General features: G+C 70.6%; 19 protein-coding genes and 3 pseudogenes. 11 read left to right on the forward strand and 11 right to left on the reverse strand.

The window, feature by feature from the left end; translation table 11 throughout:
* Window positions 1-178: 178 nt before the first annotated feature.
* A complete protein-coding gene (locus AB0C96_RS41500; RefSeq protein ID WP_362925326.1) occupies window positions 179-526 on the reverse strand; it encodes a transposase in 348 nt (115 codons plus the stop codon).
* Window positions 527-660: 134 nt separating this feature from the next.
* Between AB0C96_RS41500 and AB0C96_RS41505 the strand changes: the two genes are divergently transcribed.
* Window positions 661-1,200, forward strand: a complete 540-nt coding sequence (locus tag AB0C96_RS41505; RefSeq protein ID WP_362925303.1) for a putative immunity protein — start codon at window positions 661-663, stop codon at window positions 1,198-1,200.
* Between the two features lie 72 nt (window positions 1,201-1,272).
* Here AB0C96_RS41505 and AB0C96_RS41510 read toward each other — a convergent pair whose 3' ends face one another.
* Window positions 1,273-1,575: a hypothetical protein gene (locus AB0C96_RS41510; RefSeq protein ID WP_362925305.1), complete on the reverse strand. Its 303-nt coding sequence runs from the start codon at window positions 1,573-1,575 to the stop codon at window positions 1,273-1,275.
* A 163-nt stretch (window positions 1,576-1,738) separates the two neighbouring features.
* Window positions 1,739-2,821, reverse strand: coding sequence for a hypothetical protein (locus tag AB0C96_RS41515; protein WP_362925328.1), 1,083 nt, complete (start codon window positions 2,819-2,821; stop codon window positions 1,739-1,741).
* A gap of 1,263 nt (window positions 2,822-4,084) precedes the next feature.
* Here AB0C96_RS41515 and AB0C96_RS41520 point away from each other — a divergent pair.
* Together AB0C96_RS41520 and AB0C96_RS41525 are read left to right on the forward strand one after the other, a co-directional pair.
* Window positions 4,085-5,107 (forward strand): NACHT domain-containing protein, encoded by a 1,023-nt coding sequence (locus tag AB0C96_RS41520; protein ID WP_362925330.1) that lies wholly within the window; start codon window positions 4,085-4,087, stop codon window positions 5,105-5,107.
* 9 nt (window positions 5,108-5,116) lie between these two features.
* Entirely contained in the window at window positions 5,117-6,031 is a 915-nt protein-coding gene (locus AB0C96_RS41525) for a hypothetical protein (RefSeq protein ID WP_362925306.1), read from the forward strand.
* On the opposite strand, the gene AB0C96_RS41530 is transcribed toward AB0C96_RS41525, so the two are convergent.
* From AB0C96_RS41530 to AB0C96_RS41550, 5 genes and pseudogenes are all read right to left on the reverse strand, one after another.
* Window positions 5,919-6,701 carry a class I SAM-dependent methyltransferase gene (locus AB0C96_RS41530; RefSeq protein WP_362925308.1) on the reverse strand — a complete coding sequence of 261 codons (783 nt, stop codon included), beginning with the start codon at window positions 6,699-6,701 and terminating at the stop codon, window positions 5,919-5,921. The genes AB0C96_RS41525 and AB0C96_RS41530 overlap by 113 nt on opposite strands.
* A 98-nt stretch (window positions 6,702-6,799) precedes the next feature.
* A pseudogene (locus tag AB0C96_RS41535) lies at window positions 6,800-7,156 on the reverse strand (glycosyltransferase family 2 protein); the annotation flags it as partial.
* Window positions 7,157-7,490: 334 nt separating this feature from the next.
* Entirely contained in the window at window positions 7,491-8,543 is a 1,053-nt protein-coding gene (locus tag AB0C96_RS41540) for an NAD-dependent epimerase/dehydratase family protein (RefSeq protein WP_362925309.1), read from the reverse strand.
* Window positions 8,544-8,720: 177 nt separating this feature from the next.
* On the reverse strand, window positions 8,721-9,131 hold the full coding sequence (locus AB0C96_RS41545; protein WP_362925310.1) for a hypothetical protein: 411 nt from the start codon (window positions 9,129-9,131) through the stop codon (window positions 8,721-8,723).
* Complete coding sequence (locus tag AB0C96_RS41550; RefSeq protein WP_362925311.1) at window positions 9,128-10,273, reverse strand: molybdopterin-dependent oxidoreductase; 1,146 nt, start codon at window positions 10,271-10,273, stop codon at window positions 9,128-9,130. Before AB0C96_RS41550 ends, AB0C96_RS41545 begins: the two co-directional genes overlap by 4 nt.
* Window positions 10,274-10,516: 243 nt before the next feature.
* Between AB0C96_RS41550 and AB0C96_RS41555 the strand changes: the two genes are divergently transcribed.
* Window positions 10,517-11,941 carry a hypothetical protein gene (locus AB0C96_RS41555; protein ID WP_362925312.1) on the forward strand — a complete coding sequence of 475 codons (1,425 nt, stop codon included), beginning with the start codon at window positions 10,517-10,519 and terminating at the stop codon, window positions 11,939-11,941.
* A 263-nt stretch (window positions 11,942-12,204) separates the two neighbouring features.
* A pseudogene (locus AB0C96_RS41560) lies at window positions 12,205-13,155 on the forward strand (AMP-binding protein); the annotation flags it as partial.
* Between the two features lie 94 nt (window positions 13,156-13,249).
* Here the strand turns inward: AB0C96_RS41560 and AB0C96_RS41565 are convergent.
* Both AB0C96_RS41565 and AB0C96_RS41570 read right to left on the reverse strand, forming a co-directional pair.
* Window positions 13,250-13,342: pseudogene (locus AB0C96_RS41565) on the reverse strand (flavodoxin family protein); the annotation flags it as partial.
* A 60-nt stretch (window positions 13,343-13,402) separates the two neighbouring features.
* Window positions 13,403-14,824 carry an amino acid permease gene (locus AB0C96_RS41570; RefSeq protein ID WP_362925313.1) on the reverse strand — a complete coding sequence of 474 codons (1,422 nt, stop codon included), beginning with the start codon at window positions 14,822-14,824 and terminating at the stop codon, window positions 13,403-13,405.
* Between the two features lie 462 nt (window positions 14,825-15,286).
* On the opposite strand from AB0C96_RS41570, the gene AB0C96_RS41575 reads away from it, so the two are divergent.
* The 3 genes from AB0C96_RS41575 (at window position 15,287) to AB0C96_RS41585 (ending at window position 17,207) form a co-directional block, all read left to right on the forward strand.
* Window positions 15,287-16,042, forward strand: a complete 756-nt coding sequence (locus tag AB0C96_RS41575; RefSeq protein ID WP_362925314.1) for a nuclear transport factor 2 family protein — start codon at window positions 15,287-15,289, stop codon at window positions 16,040-16,042.
* A 97-nt stretch (window positions 16,043-16,139) separates the two neighbouring features.
* Window positions 16,140-16,568: a PPOX class F420-dependent oxidoreductase gene (locus AB0C96_RS41580; RefSeq protein WP_362925316.1), complete on the forward strand. Its 429-nt coding sequence runs from the start codon at window positions 16,140-16,142 to the stop codon at window positions 16,566-16,568.
* A 228-nt stretch (window positions 16,569-16,796) separates the two neighbouring features.
* The gene (locus AB0C96_RS41585) at window positions 16,797-17,207 is read left to right on the forward strand and encodes a hypothetical protein (protein ID WP_362925317.1); all 411 of its coding nucleotides are present in this window, start codon (window positions 16,797-16,799) and stop codon (window positions 17,205-17,207) included.
* A 73-nt stretch (window positions 17,208-17,280) separates the two neighbouring features.
* Here the strand turns inward: AB0C96_RS41585 and AB0C96_RS41590 are convergent, their stop codons facing one another.
* Complete coding sequence (locus AB0C96_RS41590; RefSeq protein ID WP_362925318.1) at window positions 17,281-18,153, reverse strand: helix-turn-helix transcriptional regulator; 873 nt, start codon at window positions 18,151-18,153, stop codon at window positions 17,281-17,283.
* A gap of 161 nt (window positions 18,154-18,314) precedes the next feature.
* Between AB0C96_RS41590 and AB0C96_RS41595 the strand changes: the two genes are divergently transcribed.
* The 3 genes from AB0C96_RS41595 to AB0C96_RS41605 are packed head-to-tail and all read left to right on the forward strand — an operon-like array spanning window position 18,315 to window position 20,673.
* Window positions 18,315-18,935 (forward strand): non-oxidative hydroxyarylic acid decarboxylases subunit B, encoded by a 621-nt coding sequence (locus AB0C96_RS41595; protein WP_362925320.1) that lies wholly within the window; start codon window positions 18,315-18,317, stop codon window positions 18,933-18,935.
* A 22-nt stretch (window positions 18,936-18,957) separates the two neighbouring features.
* Window positions 18,958-20,382, forward strand: coding sequence for a non-oxidative hydroxyarylic acid decarboxylases subunit C (locus AB0C96_RS41600; RefSeq protein ID WP_362925322.1), 1,425 nt, complete (start codon window positions 18,958-18,960; stop codon window positions 20,380-20,382).
* A gap of 36 nt (window positions 20,383-20,418) precedes the next feature.
* Window positions 20,419-20,673 carry a non-oxidative hydroxyarylic acid decarboxylases subunit D gene (locus AB0C96_RS41605; protein WP_362925324.1) on the forward strand — a complete coding sequence of 85 codons (255 nt, stop codon included), beginning with the start codon at window positions 20,419-20,421 and terminating at the stop codon, window positions 20,671-20,673.
* The last annotated feature ends 243 nt before the right edge of the window (window positions 20,674-20,916 follow it).

The raw sequence follows: 20,916 nt of genomic DNA on the forward strand, positions 1-20,916 counted from the left end.
GTACCCGCAGCCCGAGTCTTCGGGCCAGCTCGCCGACGATCACCTCGGCGACCAGCGCCTTGCGGCCCTGCGCCGAGCCGGTGAACTTCACGACGAAGTTGTCCAGGCACTGCCCTTGACCTGTGATGATGCGACTGCGCCCGCCGCTGACCCGCGCAAATGATCCTTTCAACGTCTTTCAGGTCCTTGCCGGGTTATGCAGCTGCTTCTCCCCACGCGCTCCCCAGCGGCTCGGATACTCCCCTGATCCTCCCCAGGGAGCGTCACGACCACGGGCGGCGGCGAGGCGGGAGCAGCGACTTGGCGCAGGCACGGGGTGAGCAGAAGGACCGCTGGCCTCCGGGGCTGCGTCGGGCATGTCCCGCCACGGGATGCCGGTACGAACCCGGAACCGCATGCCGTCGATCAGCTGCCGGGTCCATGTCGGCGGCCTTCCCGACCTCTTCCCCCTGGGCAACAGCGGTTCCAGTACCGCCCACTGCTCATCCGCTAGATCTCCTCGCGACACAAGCCGAGATCGCCACATACTCAAGATCCGCTTTTGTAGGATCCGCTGCTTCGTGAGCACTGGTGCCTGCGGATTCGCACGGTTCCGCTCGACGCGAGCGGTGACGCCTAACCCGTCGCCGTCGGCCACCGCGTCGATGGGAGAATCGGGTCATGACGACCGGAGCCGGTGACTTCGAGCTGACCATGGACGAGCTGCGCGTCGTGACGCGCTACGTGGTGGAGAGTGTTCAGGAAGTCCTTCCGGCGTTCGAGGAGGCTGTTCCCGATGATCCGCGGCCTCGCGCAGCAGTTGATGCCGCCTGGGAGTTCGTGAACGGCGCGAGAAGGACCAAGCTGCAGCGCGTTGCCGCGTTGGACGCACACCGCGCCGCGAAGGAAGCGGACAGCGAAACCGCACGACTTGCTGCGCGCGCTGCTGGAGACGCCGCAGCTGCCGCGTACCTGCACCCCATCGCGAAGGCTACCCAGGTAGGTCACATCCTGCGCGGGGCTGCTTGTGCAGCGCGGGTAGCCGAGTTGCGCGCAGGCGACGATCCCGACGTCGGAGACAAGCTCATCGAGCAGGCTAGGCGACGCGCCACGCCGGTCCTGATCGATGTTCTCTGCCGGTATCCGCTCGCGCCGACAGGCAAGGGCCGCGTTGCCCACCTCATGAGCACCTTGGACGCTTCCCTGCGCGCATCGCGCTGAGGAATCCCCTCGGTCGGCTGCTTCGGGGGCTGTGAAGGTGGGTTCGGCCCAGCCGGGCGTCTGCTTGAGCCGTCAGAGGGTGTGCTCGATGTCGAAGCGGCGGAGGAGAGACTGCCGGTAGCGGTCGATATCAACCTCGGTGGCGCCGATGCCCGGCCACCACAGCCCTACTGGCCTGTTTCGCCCCGCCGCTGGGCAGCTTCTCCAAGGCCAGGCGGATAGCAGTGCCGTCGTAACCTGCGTCCAAGACGGCCATGCCCTCGGATTGTCCGGCCGCCACTGGCCGACGACGGTCAGTCGCTCGACGACTTCGCGGATCTGCACCGCAGTCACCGCGGCGACATCGGCGCCGGGCTCCACGCGGACCGCGTCCATCCTCGCAGTCCACAAAGTCCGGCCGGTCTCCGGCATGGCCCGGCCCCGGTCAAGTACGGCCGGCCCGGGATCATGCGGTGCGCGTTCTGAGCACGGCCGTAGGAGCGGCGGAACAGCCGGACATGGCACATCGCCCCGTCCGGCTGTCGCCACGACGAGGCGTCTACGAGCGGGTGGCGGTCGCGCAGCCGTTGCCCCCGGCCGTCGTGCCGTTGCTCGCCTCGATCGGCTTGCTGCGGTCGTACGGATCGACGTGGTGAGTATCGGCGGGCTGCTCATCGGCCCTACCGAAGGGCGGCACAAAGTAGCCAGTCGGGGCGGAGCAGCCGCCGTTGGTCATGTCGAGCGCGTACGAGACGAGGGACATCGTGCCGGGTTCGGTGATCACCTTGGCGGGGTCGTCCCAGCTCATCACCACCTTGCGCCGCACGATCGTACGGACGACCTCTGCGTCCCGTCCGCCGTCGCCCGCCGGGGTGACCGGGTACACAAAGGTGACGTCCGCCGTCACCTCGACCGCCCCCCGTTTCCCCTCCCGGTACGTGAGCCGACCGCGCGTCTTGACCACGTCACCGACCAGCTGGGCCTGTCCCGGCCGGAAGCGGCTGAACAACAGCAGCGGGTCGGTCTCGGGAGTGGGCGCCGTCGACGACAGGGCGGTTCGGAGATAGTCCTGGACGTCCGTCTGGTGCGGGTTCAACAGCGCGATCGCCTTCGTGGGCCGCTCGCCGTGCAGTACGCGGGAGTCGAGCCCCGCGGCCACCAGGAAGTCCCGGCTCTGCGTCAGTGCCCGCTCGACCTGGGCGGTGTCCATCCAGCCGGTCGCCTTGGCCGGTGGCATGGTGATCCCTGCCGCTCCGTCGGCCCAACGGGTTGCAGGCGAACCCCGGAAGGGTTCGGTGAAGGTAGGGCGCAGGCCCGGCCCGGCGCCGGGCGCCTCCCGCGGGCGTTCCGTCTCGGCGGCCAACGGCTCCTGCCCACTGCCGATGCCGCCGATCCAGTCGACGACCTGCTGCGGGAAGAGCCCTACGATCAGGAGGACCACGGCCGTCACCAGCCCGGTCACGTACCAGCCTGTCCTGCGCCGGGGCCGGGCCGGTGAGTACGTACGCCAGCCTTCCGGCTGCCCCGAGCGCTCCCGCAGCCGCCGCTCCACCTCGCGGGCACGTGCCGACGGCTCCACGGGGGCACCGGCCACATCCCTCACCGATTCACGGAGGAACCGCTCCCAGTCCTCGTCCGACACGGACGACCCGTCCTGCCCCCCAGTCCCGCTCACACCACACCCCTGTTCTCACCCAATGGCTCGATGCCCGATGGCTCGATCGTCTGATCAGTTGACTGTGCACAGGTCGACCGAGAGCCGCCCGCATAATCGCATGAGCAAGACGCCGACCTGCCGGGGCGGTGGGTGAAGCGTCCGTCGCCGGGCTGTCCGCCTGCACGGGCGTGGGGGTGAGGGCGCGACATTTTGACGACAGAACCCAGGGCCGACACCAACCTGCCGTCGGCAGTCCTCGGTAGCGGGAGCCCAGTCCACCCGCGCCGCAGCCGGGCCCTTGACGACCTCCCGACGGGCACCGAGCACCATGTCGGACGGCGTGCCCGCAAGGAGCTGACACTCGCATGGCCCCACCGGGAACATCCGCCGAGCCGGGGCCTGCTGAGCAACTGCAGTCTTTTACACCCTGAAGGTCGCCTAGCTAGGCGATTTCGTTTGGATCAGTGCGACGTTGGTCCGCGTGTGGCGTTGACTGACGCACAGTGGGCGCGGATCGAGCCCCTGTTGCCGGACCGGAGGCGGGATGGAAGGGGGGCGGGACCATCGACAGGTGATCGAGGCTGTCGAGTGGGCGCGTCATTCGCGGGGCGCTCGCCGCGGGGATGGCCCACCGTCGCGGCGGGCACTTCGTTCCCGCTGTGGCGGCGGAACCCCATGTCATGGTGGATCGGCGGGAGCGAACGGGCCGCAGCCTGATCAAGATCCGCGAATCGCCCCGAGAAGATCGCTTGCCGAGGGATCGCTCGGCAAGCCGGAGGGAACGGTCCATGAGGTCGTCTATCCGGCGGTACCCAGCGGTGAGCAGACGCAGCGGGAGCCGGTGCACGAGATCAGGACCCGGCGCCGGAACCACAGTGCCGCGGGAATACGTTTCTGTTTCAGAAGGAGCCATAATAAAAAGTGACGGGCCATCAGCCGCTTGTCGGCAGGTTTGGGGGCTGGCTATGTCGCAGGGACGGAAGATCACGGTCATTTTGCTGGCGGCAGCCGGAATCATCTCCACGCCGCTGATCTGGCTGCTGGACAGCTCTGATACCGGGCAGCTGGCCGGGGCCTCTGTCCAAGCCGCCGTCGGCATCGCCGCCCTTGTCTGGACACTGTTCCAGCCGCCTGCCGGGGGCGGTCCTGGGAATGCGATGGCGCAAGCCCCGACCCGCAACGGATCCCGACGTCGTGGGGTGCGAAACCACGGACCGTGGGGCCGCCCAGATGCCGCCGGTGGCCGCCATGGACACGGGTGAGGCCACGGCCCGCGACGGTGGGACGGCGGTGACCGGCTACCGGGGATCGGCTCCTTGGCCCGCCGACTCGGTACAGGTGACCCATACCGGTCCCGCCACCGCGAGCGGAAGGGGCGTCGCCAACACCGGAATTCTGGCAATCCACTTCCATGACGAGCCGAGATTCGTCTCCGCACGGTGGACGTTCATGTGGCTGGGGCTGTCGGCGCTTGCCGTCGCGGCCGGATGCCTCGCCGTGGTGGTATGGGCGCGCAGCCCAGCCACGCAGCGGGAACCCTCCGTGCTTGCGATCGCTGCCTTGCTGCTGGTGCTAGGGGGCGCACTGGCGACGACGACGGTCGCACGCCACCGCCAGTCGCAGACGCTGTGGGGTAACAGGTCGCGTTGGTATCTCGACGCGGCGGCCGAGCGTCTCGCTGATGCGCTGGGCGAGCAGTGGGGACGGGAGGAGCGGTTACGGCGGTTGCAGGATCCCGTGCCGGTGCCCGTACGGTGGTCCAACGCCCTCCCGAGGCTCGCCGACCATTGGTCCAATATCGGGAACGCGGACGGCCCCGTCGACCTCAGCGGTGGCTTAGACGACATCGAAGCGGTGTTTGAGCGAGTGCCGTCCGGTCGACTCGTCGTGCTCGGCAAGGCTGGTGCGGGCAAGTCGGTCCTGATGCTGCGGTTCGTCCTGGGCCAGTTGGATCGTCGGCAGCCAGGTGACCGTGTGCCGGTGATCCTTCCCCTCGCTTCATGGCGTCCGGAAGCTCAGCCCGACCTGTGGGAATGGGCGGCCGACCGCCTCGGCGCCGATCACGCCTCACTCGCTACCGGAGTGGTGTCCGCTCGCGCGGTTGCCAAGGAGTTGCTGCGCACCGGCCGGGTTTTCCCTGTTCTCGATGGCTTCGACGAGATCCCGGCCGGCGCACGGCCGGAGGCCCTGCGGAAACTCAACGCGACCTTGGACGCTGCCGCCCGGATTCTTCTGACCAGCCGGGACGAGGAATACCGGGATGCCCTGTAGCAGGCCGATGTGCTCACTGGTGCGGCCGTCGTCCGCATCCGTCCACTGCGCCCGGCGGAACTGGCGGGCTACCTGCCTCGTACCGCCCGCCCGGAGGTCACTGGCGGCCGCACGATCACCAAATGGGAACCGGTCCTGGCCCGGATGCGCGACCGGCCCCGCGATCCCGAAGTGCGTGTCCTTTCCCAGGCTTTGTCCACGCCGCTGATGACGACGCTGGCCCGGGCTGCCTACAGCGACACCGACAAGGACCCGGCCGCACTCCTCGACCAGCGCCGCTTCCCCGACCGGCAGGCGATCGAGGATCACCTCCTCGACCAGTTCATACCCGCTGTCTACGACGAGTCGCTGGTCTCTGCGGCCTCCGACAGGCGCTGGGTCGGCGACTCGGCGCGGCGGTGGCTGGTCTTCCTCGCCCGTCACGCCGATTCCTTGAGCACTCGTGAATTGGCCTGGTGGCAGCTGGCCGGGGCGGTTCCATGGGTGATTCGAGGCTGGGGGGCGGGGCCGGCCGTTGGGCTGTCGATCGCGCTCATGCAGGGTGTGGGATACGCCAGGCCCGTATCTGTCTACTTCCAGTTCACCCTGCCGCTGCTGGTCTTGTTGGTCGCCATGGCCGTTCTGCCGTTCATTGCGGCCGGGGTCGCTCTGGTTGTCGCCTGCGCGAACGGTGTCGAAGGCGACGGCGGTGAGTGCGGCGAGGAGGACCGCGGTGACGAGGGTGCTGATACGGGCCGTTGTCCGGTTCGTAGGTGCGGCGGGCTGGCCGGGCAGCGGCTGGGGGATTGGCGGTGTGGGGCGGCGGTTTCGCTCATGGGTGTTCGGACCTTCCGGTGGCCGTGGGGTGCTCGTCGTGATGTCCGGGCTGCGGGCGGTGCAGTTCCACGAACGGGCGGCCCTCGGCCGTCCACCGGCCGGTCGTGATCCAGCCCGCGGCCTCGGCGGCATGCAGCAGGGCGGTGGTGCCGAGGCGGGCCCAGGGGAAGGGGCGCCCGTGCCGGCCGTGGGCGTCCTCGACGCGGACGGTGAGGTGCTCGTCCACGTCGTGCGGGGCGGCCTCCGCCAGCAGGCGCCCGCCGGGCGCGACCACGGTGCGGAGGCGGACGAGGAGAGCGAGCGGGTCGCCGCCGATGCCGACGTTGCCGTCCATCAGCAGGGCGGTGCCCCAGCGGCCTTCCCCCGGCAGGCGGTCGAAGACGGACCGGCGCACGGCAGCACCCCCGTGCTGTCTGGTACGGGCCACTGCGGCCGGGCTGACGTCCACGCCGAGCGCCCGCATGCCCTGGGCGGCCAGGGTCGCCACCAGACGTCCCGGTCCGCAGCCGACGTCGAGGACGGGACCGGTGCAGCGGTGCAGAATGCCGGTGTCGGCGGCGTTGGGGGCGGCGCACCAGCGCTCGACGTCCAGTGGCAGCAGTTCCCCTTCCGCTCCGGCGCCGTCTGGATGGGCCGGTGGTGACAGGCGGCGCAAGAAGAGCGGGCCGCGTCCGGTGCGCAGAGCGTGGGCGTAGGGGTCGGCCGTCCACGGCTCGCCCGGATCGGTCGTCGTCCGGTCGCCGGGGGCAAGGTCCGTACCGCTTGCCGGGGCGCTCATCGCCCGGCCTCCGTGAGCGAGTTGAAGGTGGCGACGAAGCGCGAACCGGGCGGGCAGCAAGCGGCGACCGCGGCGGCATCGGCGGCCGTGTTGGCCAGGCGGGCGTGCAGTGGCCAGGCGCGGCGCGTGACGGGCCTGCGGCGGCCCAGTACGAGGTCGGCGGAGCCGTCGAGGACGGGCTCGGCGACGGAGGGCAGAAGCGCGGGGTCGAGGGAGGCGTCGCAGTCGCAGAAGCAGACGACGTCGGCCGTGGCGGCGGTCAGGCCCGTGTGGCAGGCGGCGCCGAAGCCGCGCCGCGGCTCGTGGACGACATGCGCCCCGAGGGCGCGGGCGATGTCCGCGGAGCGGTCGGTGGAGCCGTTGTCGACGACGATCGCGCGCCAGCCCGGGGGGATGCGGTCCAGCACCCACGGCAGGGCCTCGGCCTCGTCGAGGCAGGGCAGCACCACGTCCACAGGAGCAGGCGAAGAGGGGGATGTTTCGATCACTCCACTCACCCTACGGATGCAAAGCAGACAAAAGGGATTTGGTGCTCTTACGGATCGCTGACGTCCGGCGCCGCTCCCGCCGACGGCCGAACGCCGGTGTGAGACTCGGTGGCATGAAACGCGCTCCCCACGCTCGCCGGGGGCTCGCGGCGGTGTGCAACGTCCCCGGCGGCTGCCGTTTCGAGGTCCGCCTGCCCGCCGCTGTCTGAGGAGCCCACCGGAGCAGGGCCGGCCCTGCGGGCGAAAGCAGGGCCGGCCCTTCGCGTTCATCGGGGCCGGCGTTCCGGCCGGACGGAAGACGTCAGCCGGCTCGCAGCGAGGCCGTCGCGAACTCCGCCATTCCCTCCCCGAACGCGACCTCGGGCTTCCACCCCAGTTCGTCGCGCAGCCTGTGCGAGGAGGCGGTGATGTGGCGGACGTCGCCGAGCCGGTACTCCCCTGTGACGACCGGCGTCCGCCCGCCGTGCGCCTCGGCCAGGGCGGCGGCCATCTCGCCCACCGTGTGGGGCTCGCCGCTGCCGACGTTGTACGCCCGTGTGGTCCCCTCCGGCAGACCGGGCAGACCGCCCAGGGCCGCGAGGTTGGCCCCGGCCACGTCCCGTGCATGGACGAAGTCCCGCCGCTGGCCACCGTCCTCGAACACCCGCGGTGCCTCACCGCGCTCCAGTGCGGACCGGAACAGCGAGGCGACGCCGGCGTACGGGGTGTCACGCGGCATCCCGGGCCCGTACACGTTGTGGTAGCGCAACGCGGCCACCCGCCCGCCGACGGCACGGGCCCACGCGAAGGCGAGGTGCTCCTGCGCGAGCTTGGTGGCGGCGTAGACGTTGCGCGGATCGAGCGGGGCGTCCTCGGCCACCAGTCCTGGGGCGAGCGGCTCACCGCACGTCGGGCAGGGCGGTTCGAAGCGTCCCGCCTCCAAATCGGCCACCGTGCGCGGCCCCGGCCGTACGGCACCGTGCCACGGGCACTCGTAGCGTCCTTCTCCGTAGACCACCATCGAACTCGCCAGCACCAGACGCCGCACCCCGGCCTCGGCCATACCGGCCAGCAGCACCGCGGTGCCCAGGTCGTTGCAACCCACGTAGGCGGGGGCGTCGGCGAAGTCCTTTCCGAGCCCGACCATCGCCGCCTGATGGCAGACGGCGTCCACGCCCCGCAGGGCCCCGGCCACGGCCGCCGCGTCGCGGACGTCCGCATGCCTCCAGTCCACCCCATCGGGGATCGGCGGGGTCGTACGGTGTGCGGCAGGCAACAGTGCGTCGAGCACGCGCACATCGTGCCCGGCGCCAGTGAGGGCGGTGACGACGTGCGAGCCGATGAAGCCCGCACCTCCGGTGACCAGAATCAACATGCCACCGACGCTACGGCCACGGCCCGCCCGGCGACTGTACGACGCCGGAGCGTCAGGAGTTCGTAAGCCTTCCGGCAGCGAGCCGAGCGCTACCGGGCCGTGCGGCCGCCACCGTGGGACACCCGCAAGACGGCCCGGCAGGCAGGAGCGCGGACGAACCCACGAAGGTGGCCGCACCTACGAAGGTGGCCGCCGACGGCTGCGGCGGATCCCCCGCGCGGCCAGTACGAGGGCCGTGACGGCCGCCACCGCCACCAGCGTGAGCAGCCAGTTGCGCGGGTAGTCCAGTGGCAGAACCGAGGAGTTGGCCGGCTTCCCCGGGCGCAGCAGCACCGGCAGGGCGACCGCCGTCAGGGCGCCCGCCACCAGCAGTGCTCCCCGGACCGGCCCGCGCGCACCGCCGCGGACCAGCACCAGCCCGATGAGCAGCACCAGCGGCGCGATCAGCGCGTCGTGCAGTACCACCGCCCCGCCGAGCCAGACCAGAACATCCGTCAGGTCGCGCACGTCCAGCAGCAGGGAGACGCCGACGCCCATCAGCGCCAGACCGGCCACACCCGTGAGCAGCCGCGTCACACTCACCCTCATGACAGCACCTCCAGTCGGCCGACCCACTTGGTCTGCAGTACGCCGGGCCGGTTCGGGGCGATCAGACGCACCGGGTAGCCGTGGTCGGGGGAGAGCTCCTCGCCGTTGAGGCGCAGAGCGAGCAGGGTCAGTGGATCGTGGGCGTGTTCATGCCCCATCTCGGAGACCCGGTAGCCGCCCCGCGTCTGTAGCGAGACCACCCGCACGCGGGCGTTTGGCAGGGCACCCGCACGTTCCAGGAGGTCCATGACCCGCACGCCCGTCCAGTGCGCGGACTTGCTCCACCCCTCCACGCAGGCGATCGGCAGCTCCACCTCGTGCTGCGGCAGGCTCCGCAGCTGATCCAGCGTCAGCGTGTAGGGTCGCGGCCCGGCGACCGTCAGGCGGTAGCGCTCGGCTGGAATCAGCCCGACTCCGGCCGCGGCAGCGGTGCGGTTGACCGGCAGACCCTGCGGGCCGTGGTCCGGGTGGCGGGGTGCGAGCAGGGTCAGGTCCTTCAGGGGCGTGAAGGACTGGCCCACGGTGGTCACGGTGACCGCACCGACCGCCCCTGCTACCGCGGCCAGCAGCGAGCGCCGGCTGGGCCCGTCCTCCTCGGGCAGGGCCAGGGTGCCCGGCGACCGCCGGTTCCAGTGGGCCCGGATCTCGGGAGCCTTGACCGCGATGTGCAGCACGAGCGATCCGGCCACCAGCCAGGCCACGGCGTAGTGCACCGGCACGAAGGAGAACGGCCACGGATACCACTGCGCGGTGTTGAGCAGGCCCGTGGCCACTTCGAAGACGGCCGCCGCCACCAGCACGGCCACCGACAACCGCTCCAGGGCGTGCCGCACCGACCGCACCGGCGGCCAGGCGAACAGCCGCGGGTACACCGTCCACAACTTCGCCAGCAGCAGCGGAATCGCCGCGATGCCCGAGGCGACATGCAGCCCCTGCGTCAGCCGGTAGCCCCACGCCGGGCGGCTCGGCAGGTCATCCGCCAGCCACTCGGGTGGATGCTGCAACACATGGCTGATCAGACCGGTGGCAAAGCACACCATGAAGGCGAGGCCGAGCCACCGCCCAATCGAGGTCGCCGTGCGGGCGTCATGCAGCCTGCCCTTGAACAACGGCGGAAACAAGCGCGATCTCATGCCTTCCATCACAGCCGCCGCAAGGCCGCTGTGGAACACCCGAACCCCTTACGAAACAGGGACGTCCACGTCTTGGGCGATCCGCTGTGACGGCCGCCGACGCCTGGCCACCGCTACCTGCCCGAGGATCAGGGGCGCGCCGCCGACACCCGCCAGTTCCGAAGCGCTTTCAGCGGCACCGACTCATGACGGGAGTCTGACGCCGCGGGCCGCTCCGGGACCGCGGCGCGTGTGGAGCCTACGGTGAAGGGTGTGCCCTCCACACCGCCCACGCACCCCCGGCCCTCCCCATACGAGCCCGCCACCCCGGACACCGCCACCCCGGCCCCCGGCAGCGGCCGCCGCCTCGACCTCGCCGCCGGCGCCGCCGCCCTCGCGCTCTTCGCGGTGGTCGCGGGCGTCGGCGCGTATCTGCTGAGTCGCAGCCCGTCCCTACATGTGGGCTGGCCGCCGCTGATGGCCGACTGGAGTCCGCACCTGGGCCCCGGCACCCCGGCCGCGGTGACCGTGGCCGCCCTGGCCGTCGGCTACGGCCCCCGGCTGGCCGACCGGCTGCCGTGGCGGGCGCTGCCGTGGGCCGCCTGGGCGGCGGCCATGGCGTGGACGTGGTCGCTGGCTCTGGTCGACGGCTGGCAGCGCGGCGTCGCGGGCCGGTTGACGCGGCCCGGTGAGTACCTCCGCGGGATCGACCGGTTCCAGCACTTCAGCAGCACCGTGCACGACTTCACCGGCCACATCCTCATCAACTCGCCCTCCAACTGGGGGACCCACATCGCAGGTCACCCGATCGGGGCCGTGCTCACCTTCGTGGGGCTCGACCGGATCGGCCTGGGCGGCGGCGCCTGGGGCGCGGTCTTCTGCATCACCGCGGGCAGTTCGGCAGCGGCCGCCGTGCTGGTGACCCTGCGCCTGCTCGCCGGTGAGGGCCGGGCGCGGGCGGCCGCGCCCTTCCTCGTACTGGCCCCGGGCGCGGTCTGGGTCGGGGTGTCCGCCGACGGCTACTTCGCGGCGGTCGCCGCCTGGGCGCTGGCCCTGCTCGCCCTCGCGGCCACCCGGACTCGCGGGTGGCAGACGGCAGTTGCCGCCTCGGCAAGCGGCCTGCTGCTCGGCGCAGCGGTCTACCTGTCGTACGGGCTGATCCTGCTGGCGATCCCGGTCCTCGCCGTACTGCTGTGCACCCGCAGGGCCCGGCCGCTGCTCTACGTCCTGCCCGCCTGCGCCGCCGTCGTCCTCGCCTTCACCCTCCTGGGCTTCAACTGGTGGCAGGCGTACGGCCTGCTCAGGACCCGCTACTACCAGGGGTACGGCGGGGTGCGCCCGTACGCGTACTGGGGGTGGGGGAATCTGGGCGCGGCGGTGGCGGCCGCGGGCGTGGCCGCCGCGGCGGGGCTGCGCCGGGCGCTGGCGGCCGCACCCGCCGCCGTCGGTAAGTGGCGGCGGCACGCCGACCCGCAGGCGGTGGCGGCCGTCGTGCTGCCCTGCGCCTTCCTACTCGCCATGCTGGCCGCCGACGTGTCCGGCATGAGCAAGGCGGAGACCGAACGCATCTGGCTGCCCTTCACGTGGTGGCTGCCGGCAACCGCCGCGCTGCTGCCCGCCCGCGACCGCCGCGGCTGGCTGGCCGCTCAGGCGGCGACCGCTCTGTTGGTCAACCACCTGCTGCTGACCGACTGGTGACGCGCGTACGGCCTGGTGCGTCGCGGCCGCCTCCGGCCGTACGCCGTGCGGGGGAGTGGGCCAGGTCGGCACGAGCGCTGCTGCCCGACCTCGACAGAGCGAGGCCGGGCAGGCTGTGTTGGGGATGAGGTACGGGTTACCGCGCGAAGTCCGCGTACTCCTCGTTCTGGTTGGCCTCCGTCATCAGGGGTTCTGTCTGATGGCGCTGGCCGGCGGCCTTGCGGCTGGGCAGGACCATGATGACGATCATGGCTCCGGCAGTCATGCTATGGGAGCTGGCCGCCCGCCACCGGGTGACCGTCTTCGGCACCAGCCCCCCATACCTCCTGGGCATGGCCAACTTCGGCATCGACCCGTCCGGTCACGACCTGTCGTCCGTCCGCGTGGTCGGCTGCACCGGCTCCACCCTGCCCGCCTCCGCCTACCCCTGGGTCCGCGACCACGTCGGCGACCATGCCCTGCTCGCGTCCATCAGCGGCGGCACGGACGTGGTGTCCGGCTTCGCAGGCAGCGCGCCCAACACCCCCGTCTGGGCCGGGGAGTTGTCCGCGCCCCACCTGGGCGTGGCGCTGGCCGCCTACGACGCCAAGGGCTGCCCGACCGTGGACCAGGTCGGCGAGCTGGTCGTCACCCGCCCGATGCCGTCGATGCCTCTGTACTTCTGGAACGACCCCCACGGCACCCGCTACCGTGACGCCTACTTCTCCTCCTACCCCGGCGTCTGGCGGCACGGCGACTGGATCACGCTCACCGGTCACGGCTCGGTGATCGTGCACGGCCGCTCCGACAGCACGCTGAACCGCAACGGTGTACGCCTGGGCAGCGCCGACATCCACGATGTCGTCGAACGCCTCCCCGAGATCACCGAAGCCCTCGTCATCGGCGCAGAGGAACCCGACGGCGGCTACTGGATGCCCCTGTTCGTGGTCCCCGCCGCCGGGGTGACCCTGGACGACGCCCTCCGCGAGAGGATCAAGGAGGCGATCCGCGCCGGCGCCTCCCCCCCCCGACACGTCCCCGACGAGATCCTCGAAGTCCCGGCCATCCCGCACACCCGCGCCGGCAAGAAACTCGAAGTCCCCGTCAAACGGCTCTTCCAGGGCGCCCCGGCCGAGCAGGTCGTCAATCCCGCCGCGGTCGACAACCCCGATCTCATCGCCCACTACGCCCGCCTGGGATCCGAACGCCGCCTCCGGAGGGCCACCGGGGCATGAGAACGGCAAGGCTCTCTCTCGGCACGTGATGCCGTAGCCCTCGCACTCCGACATCGCGACTGGCTGTGCACGGCCAGTCGCGATCGGAATCAGCGTGTTCGGTCATGTCCGGCCAGACGCCGGTGGCGATGTCATGGTCGACGGTCCGCACGACATCGGCGAGGACACCCTGCGCTTGCATGATGCCCACGCGCCTCGACCAGCGCCTGGCCCACCGGCTTCGGGATCGGCGGTGGAAACCATCGATTCAGCCAATTGCCTCGGGCACGGCCTCGGCTGGGACCTCGGCTTGAGCCTCGATGTCCTCGATGCCGTCCGGGCGTCCTACTCGCACCCACCGGAGGTAGAGGGCCCCGGCGATGAGCAGGGTGGCGGCCAGGGAAAGCATCGGCCAGCCGCGCAGCAGGTTCACAGCCAGCGTGAACGCGACCGCGGCCGCGGCGAGGGCGTTGACCCAGGCCAGGGCCGGCTTCTTCTCCGTGCGGGCGAAGCGGGCCATCGCCACCAGGCCCACCAGGAAGCTGACGAAGACGGCGACCGCGTAGAACAGGACCAGCTCCTGTTCCTCGCCTGCTGCGGCCACGATGATCACGCCGGCAGCGATCAGGTAGGCGACGACCGACCAGTACGGGGTGTGGTGCTTGTTCGTACGGCCGAGGACGGGCGGCAGCACCCCGGGCGCGCCTGCCGTCCCGGCCAGGGCCTTGAGCAGGCCGGGCCCTGCCTGGAAGGAGGAACTGGCCGCGGCGAGGAGGAGCAGGGAACTGGCCAGCTGGAACGCCCCGTACAGCCAGCCCGGGCCGGCGGCCGAACGCGCGATGTCGGCGATCTGGGTGGACTCGGCGCCCGGGATGCCGATGTGCAGGTGCAGCGCGAGCACGGTGAGCGCGATCGTCAGTCCGCCCACGATGACCAGGAGCAGGGCGAGGGTGCCGCGGCCGAAGCGGCGTCGGTGGGTGTCGTCGAGCTGCCCGAGCTGGGCGATCGCGGTGGAGGGCGCCTCCACGCCGGTGGCCAGGGCCATGGCGACCGGGAAGGCGAGCACGACGGCCAGCACGGCGGGTCGGCCCGCGTCGGTGCTGGCCGGGGCGTGGCCCATCCCGTGCGGGTTGACAAAGCCGAGGACCAGGACGGCGACGGAGACCACCACGAACAGCACGGTCATTGCCGCGAACAACAGGCGGCCGCCGTGGCCGAACCAGGTCAGCCCGGCCACCAGCACCAGCAGCCCCAGTGCCAGCGGGACGCGTGCCCCGGCGAGTGCAGGGAACAGGGCGATCGCCGCGCTGGCCGCTGCCGAGATGGAGATGCCGATGGTCAGGACGAAGTCGACCACCAACGCGCCTATGGGCAGGAAGGTCCAGCGCGGCCCGAACGCCCGCCCGGCTGCGGCCGCCGCGCCGCCACCCTTGGGGAAGCGGCGTACCAACTGCCAATAATTGGCGGTCACCACGACGACCAGACCGACCACCAGGGACATGGTGGGCAGCAGCAGCGCCAGGTCACCGTGGAGCGCCCGCAGAGCGGCCTCGATGGCGTAGGCGACGGAGGAGACGGGATCCGCGATCACCGCGAAGGCGAAGGCGATGAACAGCACCGACGTGCGCGGTCCCCGGCTGGTGCGCACCGGTGGAACGGCCGCGGACACGGCGGCCTTGGGGAGAGTCATACGGGGATGAGCCTTTCAGGGCCGACGGGGCGGAGAATCGCACTGCATGCCGACCAGACTTCCCGGCTCACCTGGCGTTAACGATACGTCAGTGAACCGCTATGAAGGCGCTAAGGAAGCGTCAAGATCATGGGTCCGACCGGGCCATCCCCAGGGGGGCCGGTAGGGCTTCGACCGGCCCGGTCGACTCTGTGGGACGAACTGCGGAACAGCTGCTTGCACGGTTCTGAGGCGGCGGGGACGCAGCAATGCGTTCCCGCTACCCGACTGGTCATTGGCGCGGCTACCCGATTGACCATTGGCGCGAAGATTGGCTCGGCCCGTGGCACCCCCCTTCGACGGTTGTCCACTTTCTCCCATAGCGGGTCACGGTTTTACCTCGTGCGCCGGAGCAGGTCCGACGACTCTGGAGGCGCAGTCGGCGGGCACGGTGCCCGCCGCCCCGGAGAACGGATATGCGTCATGAACAACAGGGATGTGGTCCTGCAAGCGGTGGATGAGCTGTTCGGTGACAAGGACCCTGCCGCGGTGGACCGCTGGGTCTCGCCGACGTACAAGCAGCACAGCGCGCTGGCCGCCGACGGCCCCGAGGTCATGCGTGAACTGGTCTCCTCGCTGTCCGGCGATTTCCGCTACGAGCGTGCACGGGTGATCGCCGACGGAGACCTGGTCGCACTGCACGGGGTGTACCACGGCTTCGGTCCCACGCCGCTGGTCGCCTTCGACGTCTTCCGCGTGGAGAACGGCAAGCTCGCCGAGCACTGGGACGCGCTGGCCCCGGTGGTCGAGGCCACCGTCAGCGGCCGCTCCCAGACCGACGGCCCCACCCAGGTCAGCGACCCGGGGGCCACCGAAGCGAACCGCAAGTTGGTCGCCGAGTACGCCGAGAAGGTACTCAAGGGCGCGGAATACTCGGTGGCGACCGACTACACCTCCACCGAGACCTACCTCCAGCACAACCCGGAGGCCGGTGACGGCCTGGACGGCTTCGGCGTGGCCGCCGCCAAGTGGGCCGCACAGGGCAAGAACGTCGTCTACGAGACGATCCACCGGGTCGTCGCCGAGGGCGACTTCGTCCTGGTGCAGGCCGAGGGCGAGTTCGGTGTGCCGGTCGTCTACTTCGACCTGTTCCGCCTCGCCGACGGGAAGATCGTCGAGCACTGGGACGTCATCCAGCAGATCCCCGCCGAACTGCCGCACAGCAACGGCCTGTTCTGACCGAGCGTTTCCCCGTGCGGTCCGGAGCGACGGGGCAGCTGATGCTGCCTCGCCGGCCGCACCCGCAACCGACCTTCTCGTGAGGAATCCAGGACTCATGGCCGTACCCATGACCGATGCGGAGTGGCGTGCCTTCGTCAGTGAAGGCACCCGGACCGCGAAAATCGCCACCACCCGTACCGACGGACGCCCGCACGTGGCACCCGTCTGGTTCCTGCTGGACGGCGGCGACATCGTCTTCAACACCGCCAGGAACAGCGTCAAGGGCCGCACCTTGCTCCGCGACGGGCGGCTCGCCCTGTGCGTGGACGATGATCAGTCGCCGTTCTCCTTCGTCGTCATCGACGGCCGGGCGGAGGTGAGCGAGGACGGGCCGCAGGTTCGCGACTGGGCGAGGCGGATCGCTGCCCGCTATGTGGGAGAGGACCGTGCGGCCGAGTACGCCGTCCGCAACAGCGTGCCCGGGATCCTCCTGGTGCGGATGCCGATCGACAAGGTGCTGGCCTTCCGCGGAGTGGCCGACTGACGTGCGGGGCTCCTTCAGGGCAACGCCGTGTGCCCGGGCGGGGTGCCTGCCGGCCCCGCCACCCCGCCTCGCACGATCCATGAACGCCCATGAATCCCCCCCAGGACTACCGAGAGATGTCCAGTGCCCCGTGAACCCGACGCCGAGCAGGCTGCCCGTGCCATGGACGTAGTCGAGGGGTGCCACGACCAGGCGGCGGATCCCCCACGTCCACCCCGATGGTTCTCGATGACGTGGGGCCTCCAGCTCTTCCTGGCGCTCTCCACACCCGACCTGGAGCATGTGCTCCACCTGGAGAAGTGGTGGATGTGGTGGTACGGGAGTCTCGGCGTGCTGACGGTGGTGATTCTGGCCGGCCAGTACACGCGGCGTGGGCGCAGGCTCCTCGGGCTGCCGCCTCAGGCCCGGCATTGGCGGGTCATCCCGGCGGGGTCGATGGAGCGAGGCCGGCTGTGGAACGGATTGCTCTTCGCGGTGGGCCTGGCTTTCGTGGCAGGCATCGCGTTCTTCCCCTACGTCCCCGGCTGGCACCTGCTGCTGGGACTCGTCATGGGGCTGGCGGTGACGGCTCCGTCCAGCCTTCGGTTCGAGCGCCTCAGGCACCTCAAGCGCCCGGGCGGGAACGGCGAATGCGGGTGACTTCGCGCGAAAGCGGATCGCGGCGGACATCGGCACGCCGGAGGTCCCCGTTCGTCGGGTGCCCGGGCAGAGATCACCCGGGTGCTCTGCCTCGTGCCGCCTCGCGGAACCGCAGTGGCGTCGCCCCGTCGCGCGTCCGGAAGAACTTCGTGAAGTCGCTGGGGTCGGGGAAGCCCAGTCGGCGGGATATCTCCGCGGAGGTGGCGTCGGTGTGGACCAGAAGCCGCCGGGCCTCCAGGAGGATGCGGGCGTCGAGGTACTGCTTGGCGCTGGAGCCGGTCGCGGACTGGACGGCGCGGGTGAGGGTGCGGGCGCTGTAGCCGAGGGCGGTGGCGTAGTCACTGACGTGGTGGGAGGCGGCGAAGTCGCGTTCGACGGCGGTGCGGAAGCTGTGGAAGACGTCGCTGACCGGTCCGGGCGCGGCGGGGGGCGGGCAGGCGTGGGCCAGCCGCAGCAGGAGGACGCTGAGGAGGTGGCGCAGCGCCTCGATGTGGGCGTCGAGGGGGATGGCTGCCAGGTCGCCGTATTCGTGGACGAGGTGGCGCAGCGCGAGACTGGTGGAGCGGGCGTGCCGGCCGGTGGGCAGCATGGGTGAGTCGTGTCGCAGGGGCTCCGCGGGCACGAAGCCGGGCTGCCAGATGACGATGGTGCCCCGCGCCGAAGGGTGGTCACGGGGGACGTACTGGTGGACCTGGCCGGCTCGCACCCAGAGCCAGGAGCCGGAGTCCAGGGTGAAGTCCTGGAAGTCCACGGTGTGCCGCACCGGGCCATGCCTGACGTGGATCAGGTGGTGGAAGTCCGGCCGGAGCGGCGCCGCCAGATCCAGTCCCCGCCGGCTTCCGCGGGTGGACAGTTCGGCGAAGCCGAGGACGTCCATACCGAGGGGCGCGCTCAGCGAGGGCCGGTACGCCACGTCGGCCACGGACAGCTGTCGGTTTTTTCCCATCACTGGTCCCCAGGTTACCGCCCTCGCCCGACAGGGGCCCATAGCGTCGGAGGGAGGCGGCGAAGAGCCGAAGGACCGCACCGAGCGAGGGATCGACCGATGCACGACCGATGTACGACCGCTCGTGGGACGAGCCGGAGGGAAGGAATTGCGAGGCCCGCATGCGGTTGATCATCGGAATGACCGGAGCAACGGGCGCCCCGCTGGGGGTGCGCCTGCTGGAGGCCCTGCGCGACCTCGACGGGGTGGAGACGCACCTGGTCCTGAGCCGGTGGGCGCGGGCCACGATCGAGCTGGAGACCCCGTACACGACCCGCGAAGTGACCAAGCTCGCCGACGTGGACTACGGGCCGGCGGACCAGGCCGCGGCGATCTCATCGGGCTCCTTCCGCACCGACGGCATGATCGTCATCCCGTGCAGCATGAAGACCCTCGCCGGAATCCGGGCCGGCTACGCCGAGGGCCTGGTCGGGCGGGCGGCCGATGTGGTGCTCAAGGAGCGCGGAAAGCTCGTGCTGGTGCCGAGGGAGACCCCGCTCAGCGAGATCCATCTGGAGAACATGCTGGCTCTGACCCGCATGGGCGTGGTCATGGTGCCGCCCATGCCCGCCTTCTACAACCACCCCACCGGCCTCGATGACGTCGTCGACCACATCGTCGCCCGCGTCCTGGACCAGTTCGACCTGCCCGCCCCGCGCGCCCGCCGATGGACGGGGCTCGCCGACGCCCGGCACAACAAGGACGCCCAGCGCCCAACCTCCCAGCGCCCAACCTCCCACTGACCCACCTGAGAGAAGACGGACCATGCCCTACGACGATCTGCGCTCCTACCTGGCCGAGTTGGGCCGCCACGGTCAGCTGCTGCACGTTACCGAGGAGGTGGCCGCCGAGCCGGACCTGGCGGCTGCCGCCAACGCCGCACCGCGCCTGGGCGAGCACGCTCCCGCCTTGTACTTCGACAACGTCACCGGGTTCACCGACGCCAAGATCGCCCTGAACGTGCACGGCTCCTGGGCCAACCACGCCCTCGCCCTGGGTCTTCCGCCCGCCACGAGCCCGAAGGACCAGGTGGAGGAGTTCAGCCGCCGCTGGCAGGATTTCCCGGTCGAGCCCGAGCGCCGCGAGAACCCCCCATGGGCCGAGGAGACGCTCACGGGGGACGAGGTCGACCTGTTCAAGGTGCTGCCCTTGTTCCGGCTCAATGACGGTGACGGCGGCTTCTACATCGACAAGGCCGCCATCATCACCCGCGACCCGCAGGAACCTGACAACTTCGGCAAGCAGAACGTCGGCATCTACCGCATGCAGGTCAAGGGCCGCAACCGGCTCGGCTTCCAGCCGGTCCCGATGCATGACGCCGCCATCCACCTCCGCAAGGCGGAGGAGCACGGTGAGGACCTGCCGATCGCCATCGCGCTCGGCAACGAGCCGGTCATCTCCATCGTCGCCGCCACGCCGCTCGGCTACGACGAGTCCGAGTACCACCTGGCCGGCGCGCTGCGCGGCGTCCCCGCCCCGATCGCCACCGCGCCGCTGACCGGACTTGACGTGCCGTGGGGCAGCGAGGTCGTCCTGGAAGGCGCGGTCATCGCCCGCACCCGCGAGATCGAGGGCCCCTTCGGGGAGTTCACCGGCCACTACTCCGGCGGCCGCCGCATGCCGGTGGTCCGCATCGACAAGATCTCCTACCGTCGCAGCCCGATCTTCGAGACGCTCTACCTCGGTATGCCCTGGACCGAGGTCGACTTCCTGACCGCCGCCAACACCTGTGTGCCGCTCCACCAGCAGCTCAAGGCGGAATTCCCCGAGGTCCAGGCCGTCAACGCCACCCACACTCACGGCATGCTCGTCGTCATCTCCACCAAGAAGCGCTACGGCGGCTTCGCCAAAGCGCTCGGCACCCGAGCCATGTCCACCCCGCACGGCCTGGGCTACTGCAAGATCGTCATCGTCGTCGACGAAGACATCGACCCCTTCAACCTCCCTCAGGTGATGTGGGCCCTGTCCACCAAGGTCAACCCGGCGGGCGACCTGGTCACCCTGCCCAACTTCCCGATCATGGGACTCGACCCCGGCGCCCAACCCCAGGGCATCACCGACCGTCTCGTCATCGACGCCACCACCCCGGTGTCGCCCGACCACCGCGGCCACTACACGCAGCCGGTCACCGACGTACCCGAGACCCCTTACTGGGCGGCGAAGTTGACCGCCCTGCGCGCCGCCCGCTGACTCCGCACAACCCGCCCACGTACTTGGAGGCCCACCATGATCTGCCCCCGCTGCGCGGCCACCCGCACCGCGAGGCTCGCCACCTCGTCCGTCCCCGGTGTCTGGGACGTCCTGCAGTGCCAGGACTGTCTGTACACCTGGCGCACCACCGAACCGGTTCGCCGTACCAGCCGGGAGGCGTACCCGGAGGAGTTTCGCATGACCCACGCCGGCATCGAAGGCGCCCACGACGTCCCCGCCATCCCACCGCTCCTGCGGGGCGTGAACGGAGAACCCGCCCAACCGGACTGAACCGCCGGCCACCGACCCACGCTCACATCAGACCGCCCCCACCTCGGACTGCTCAAGGCGGTTACTAACTGTTGGCTGGACCGTAGGGGAGCGTGTCTGAAAGATCGTGTAAGTCCGTGATGTGACAGGCTGGCCAGGGCCTGGACCGGGGCCTTTGCCAGCTGGGACGGAACGGGCATGAACGACAAGGAGATGCCGGCTGTCGAGCCGGTCGAGGACAAGCTGGTGGATGAGGTCGTCGAG

It is taken from the genome of Streptomyces sp. NPDC048506 (genome assembly GCF_040651315.1).
Lineage (GTDB): Bacteria > Actinomycetota > Actinomycetes > Streptomycetales > Streptomycetaceae > Streptomyces.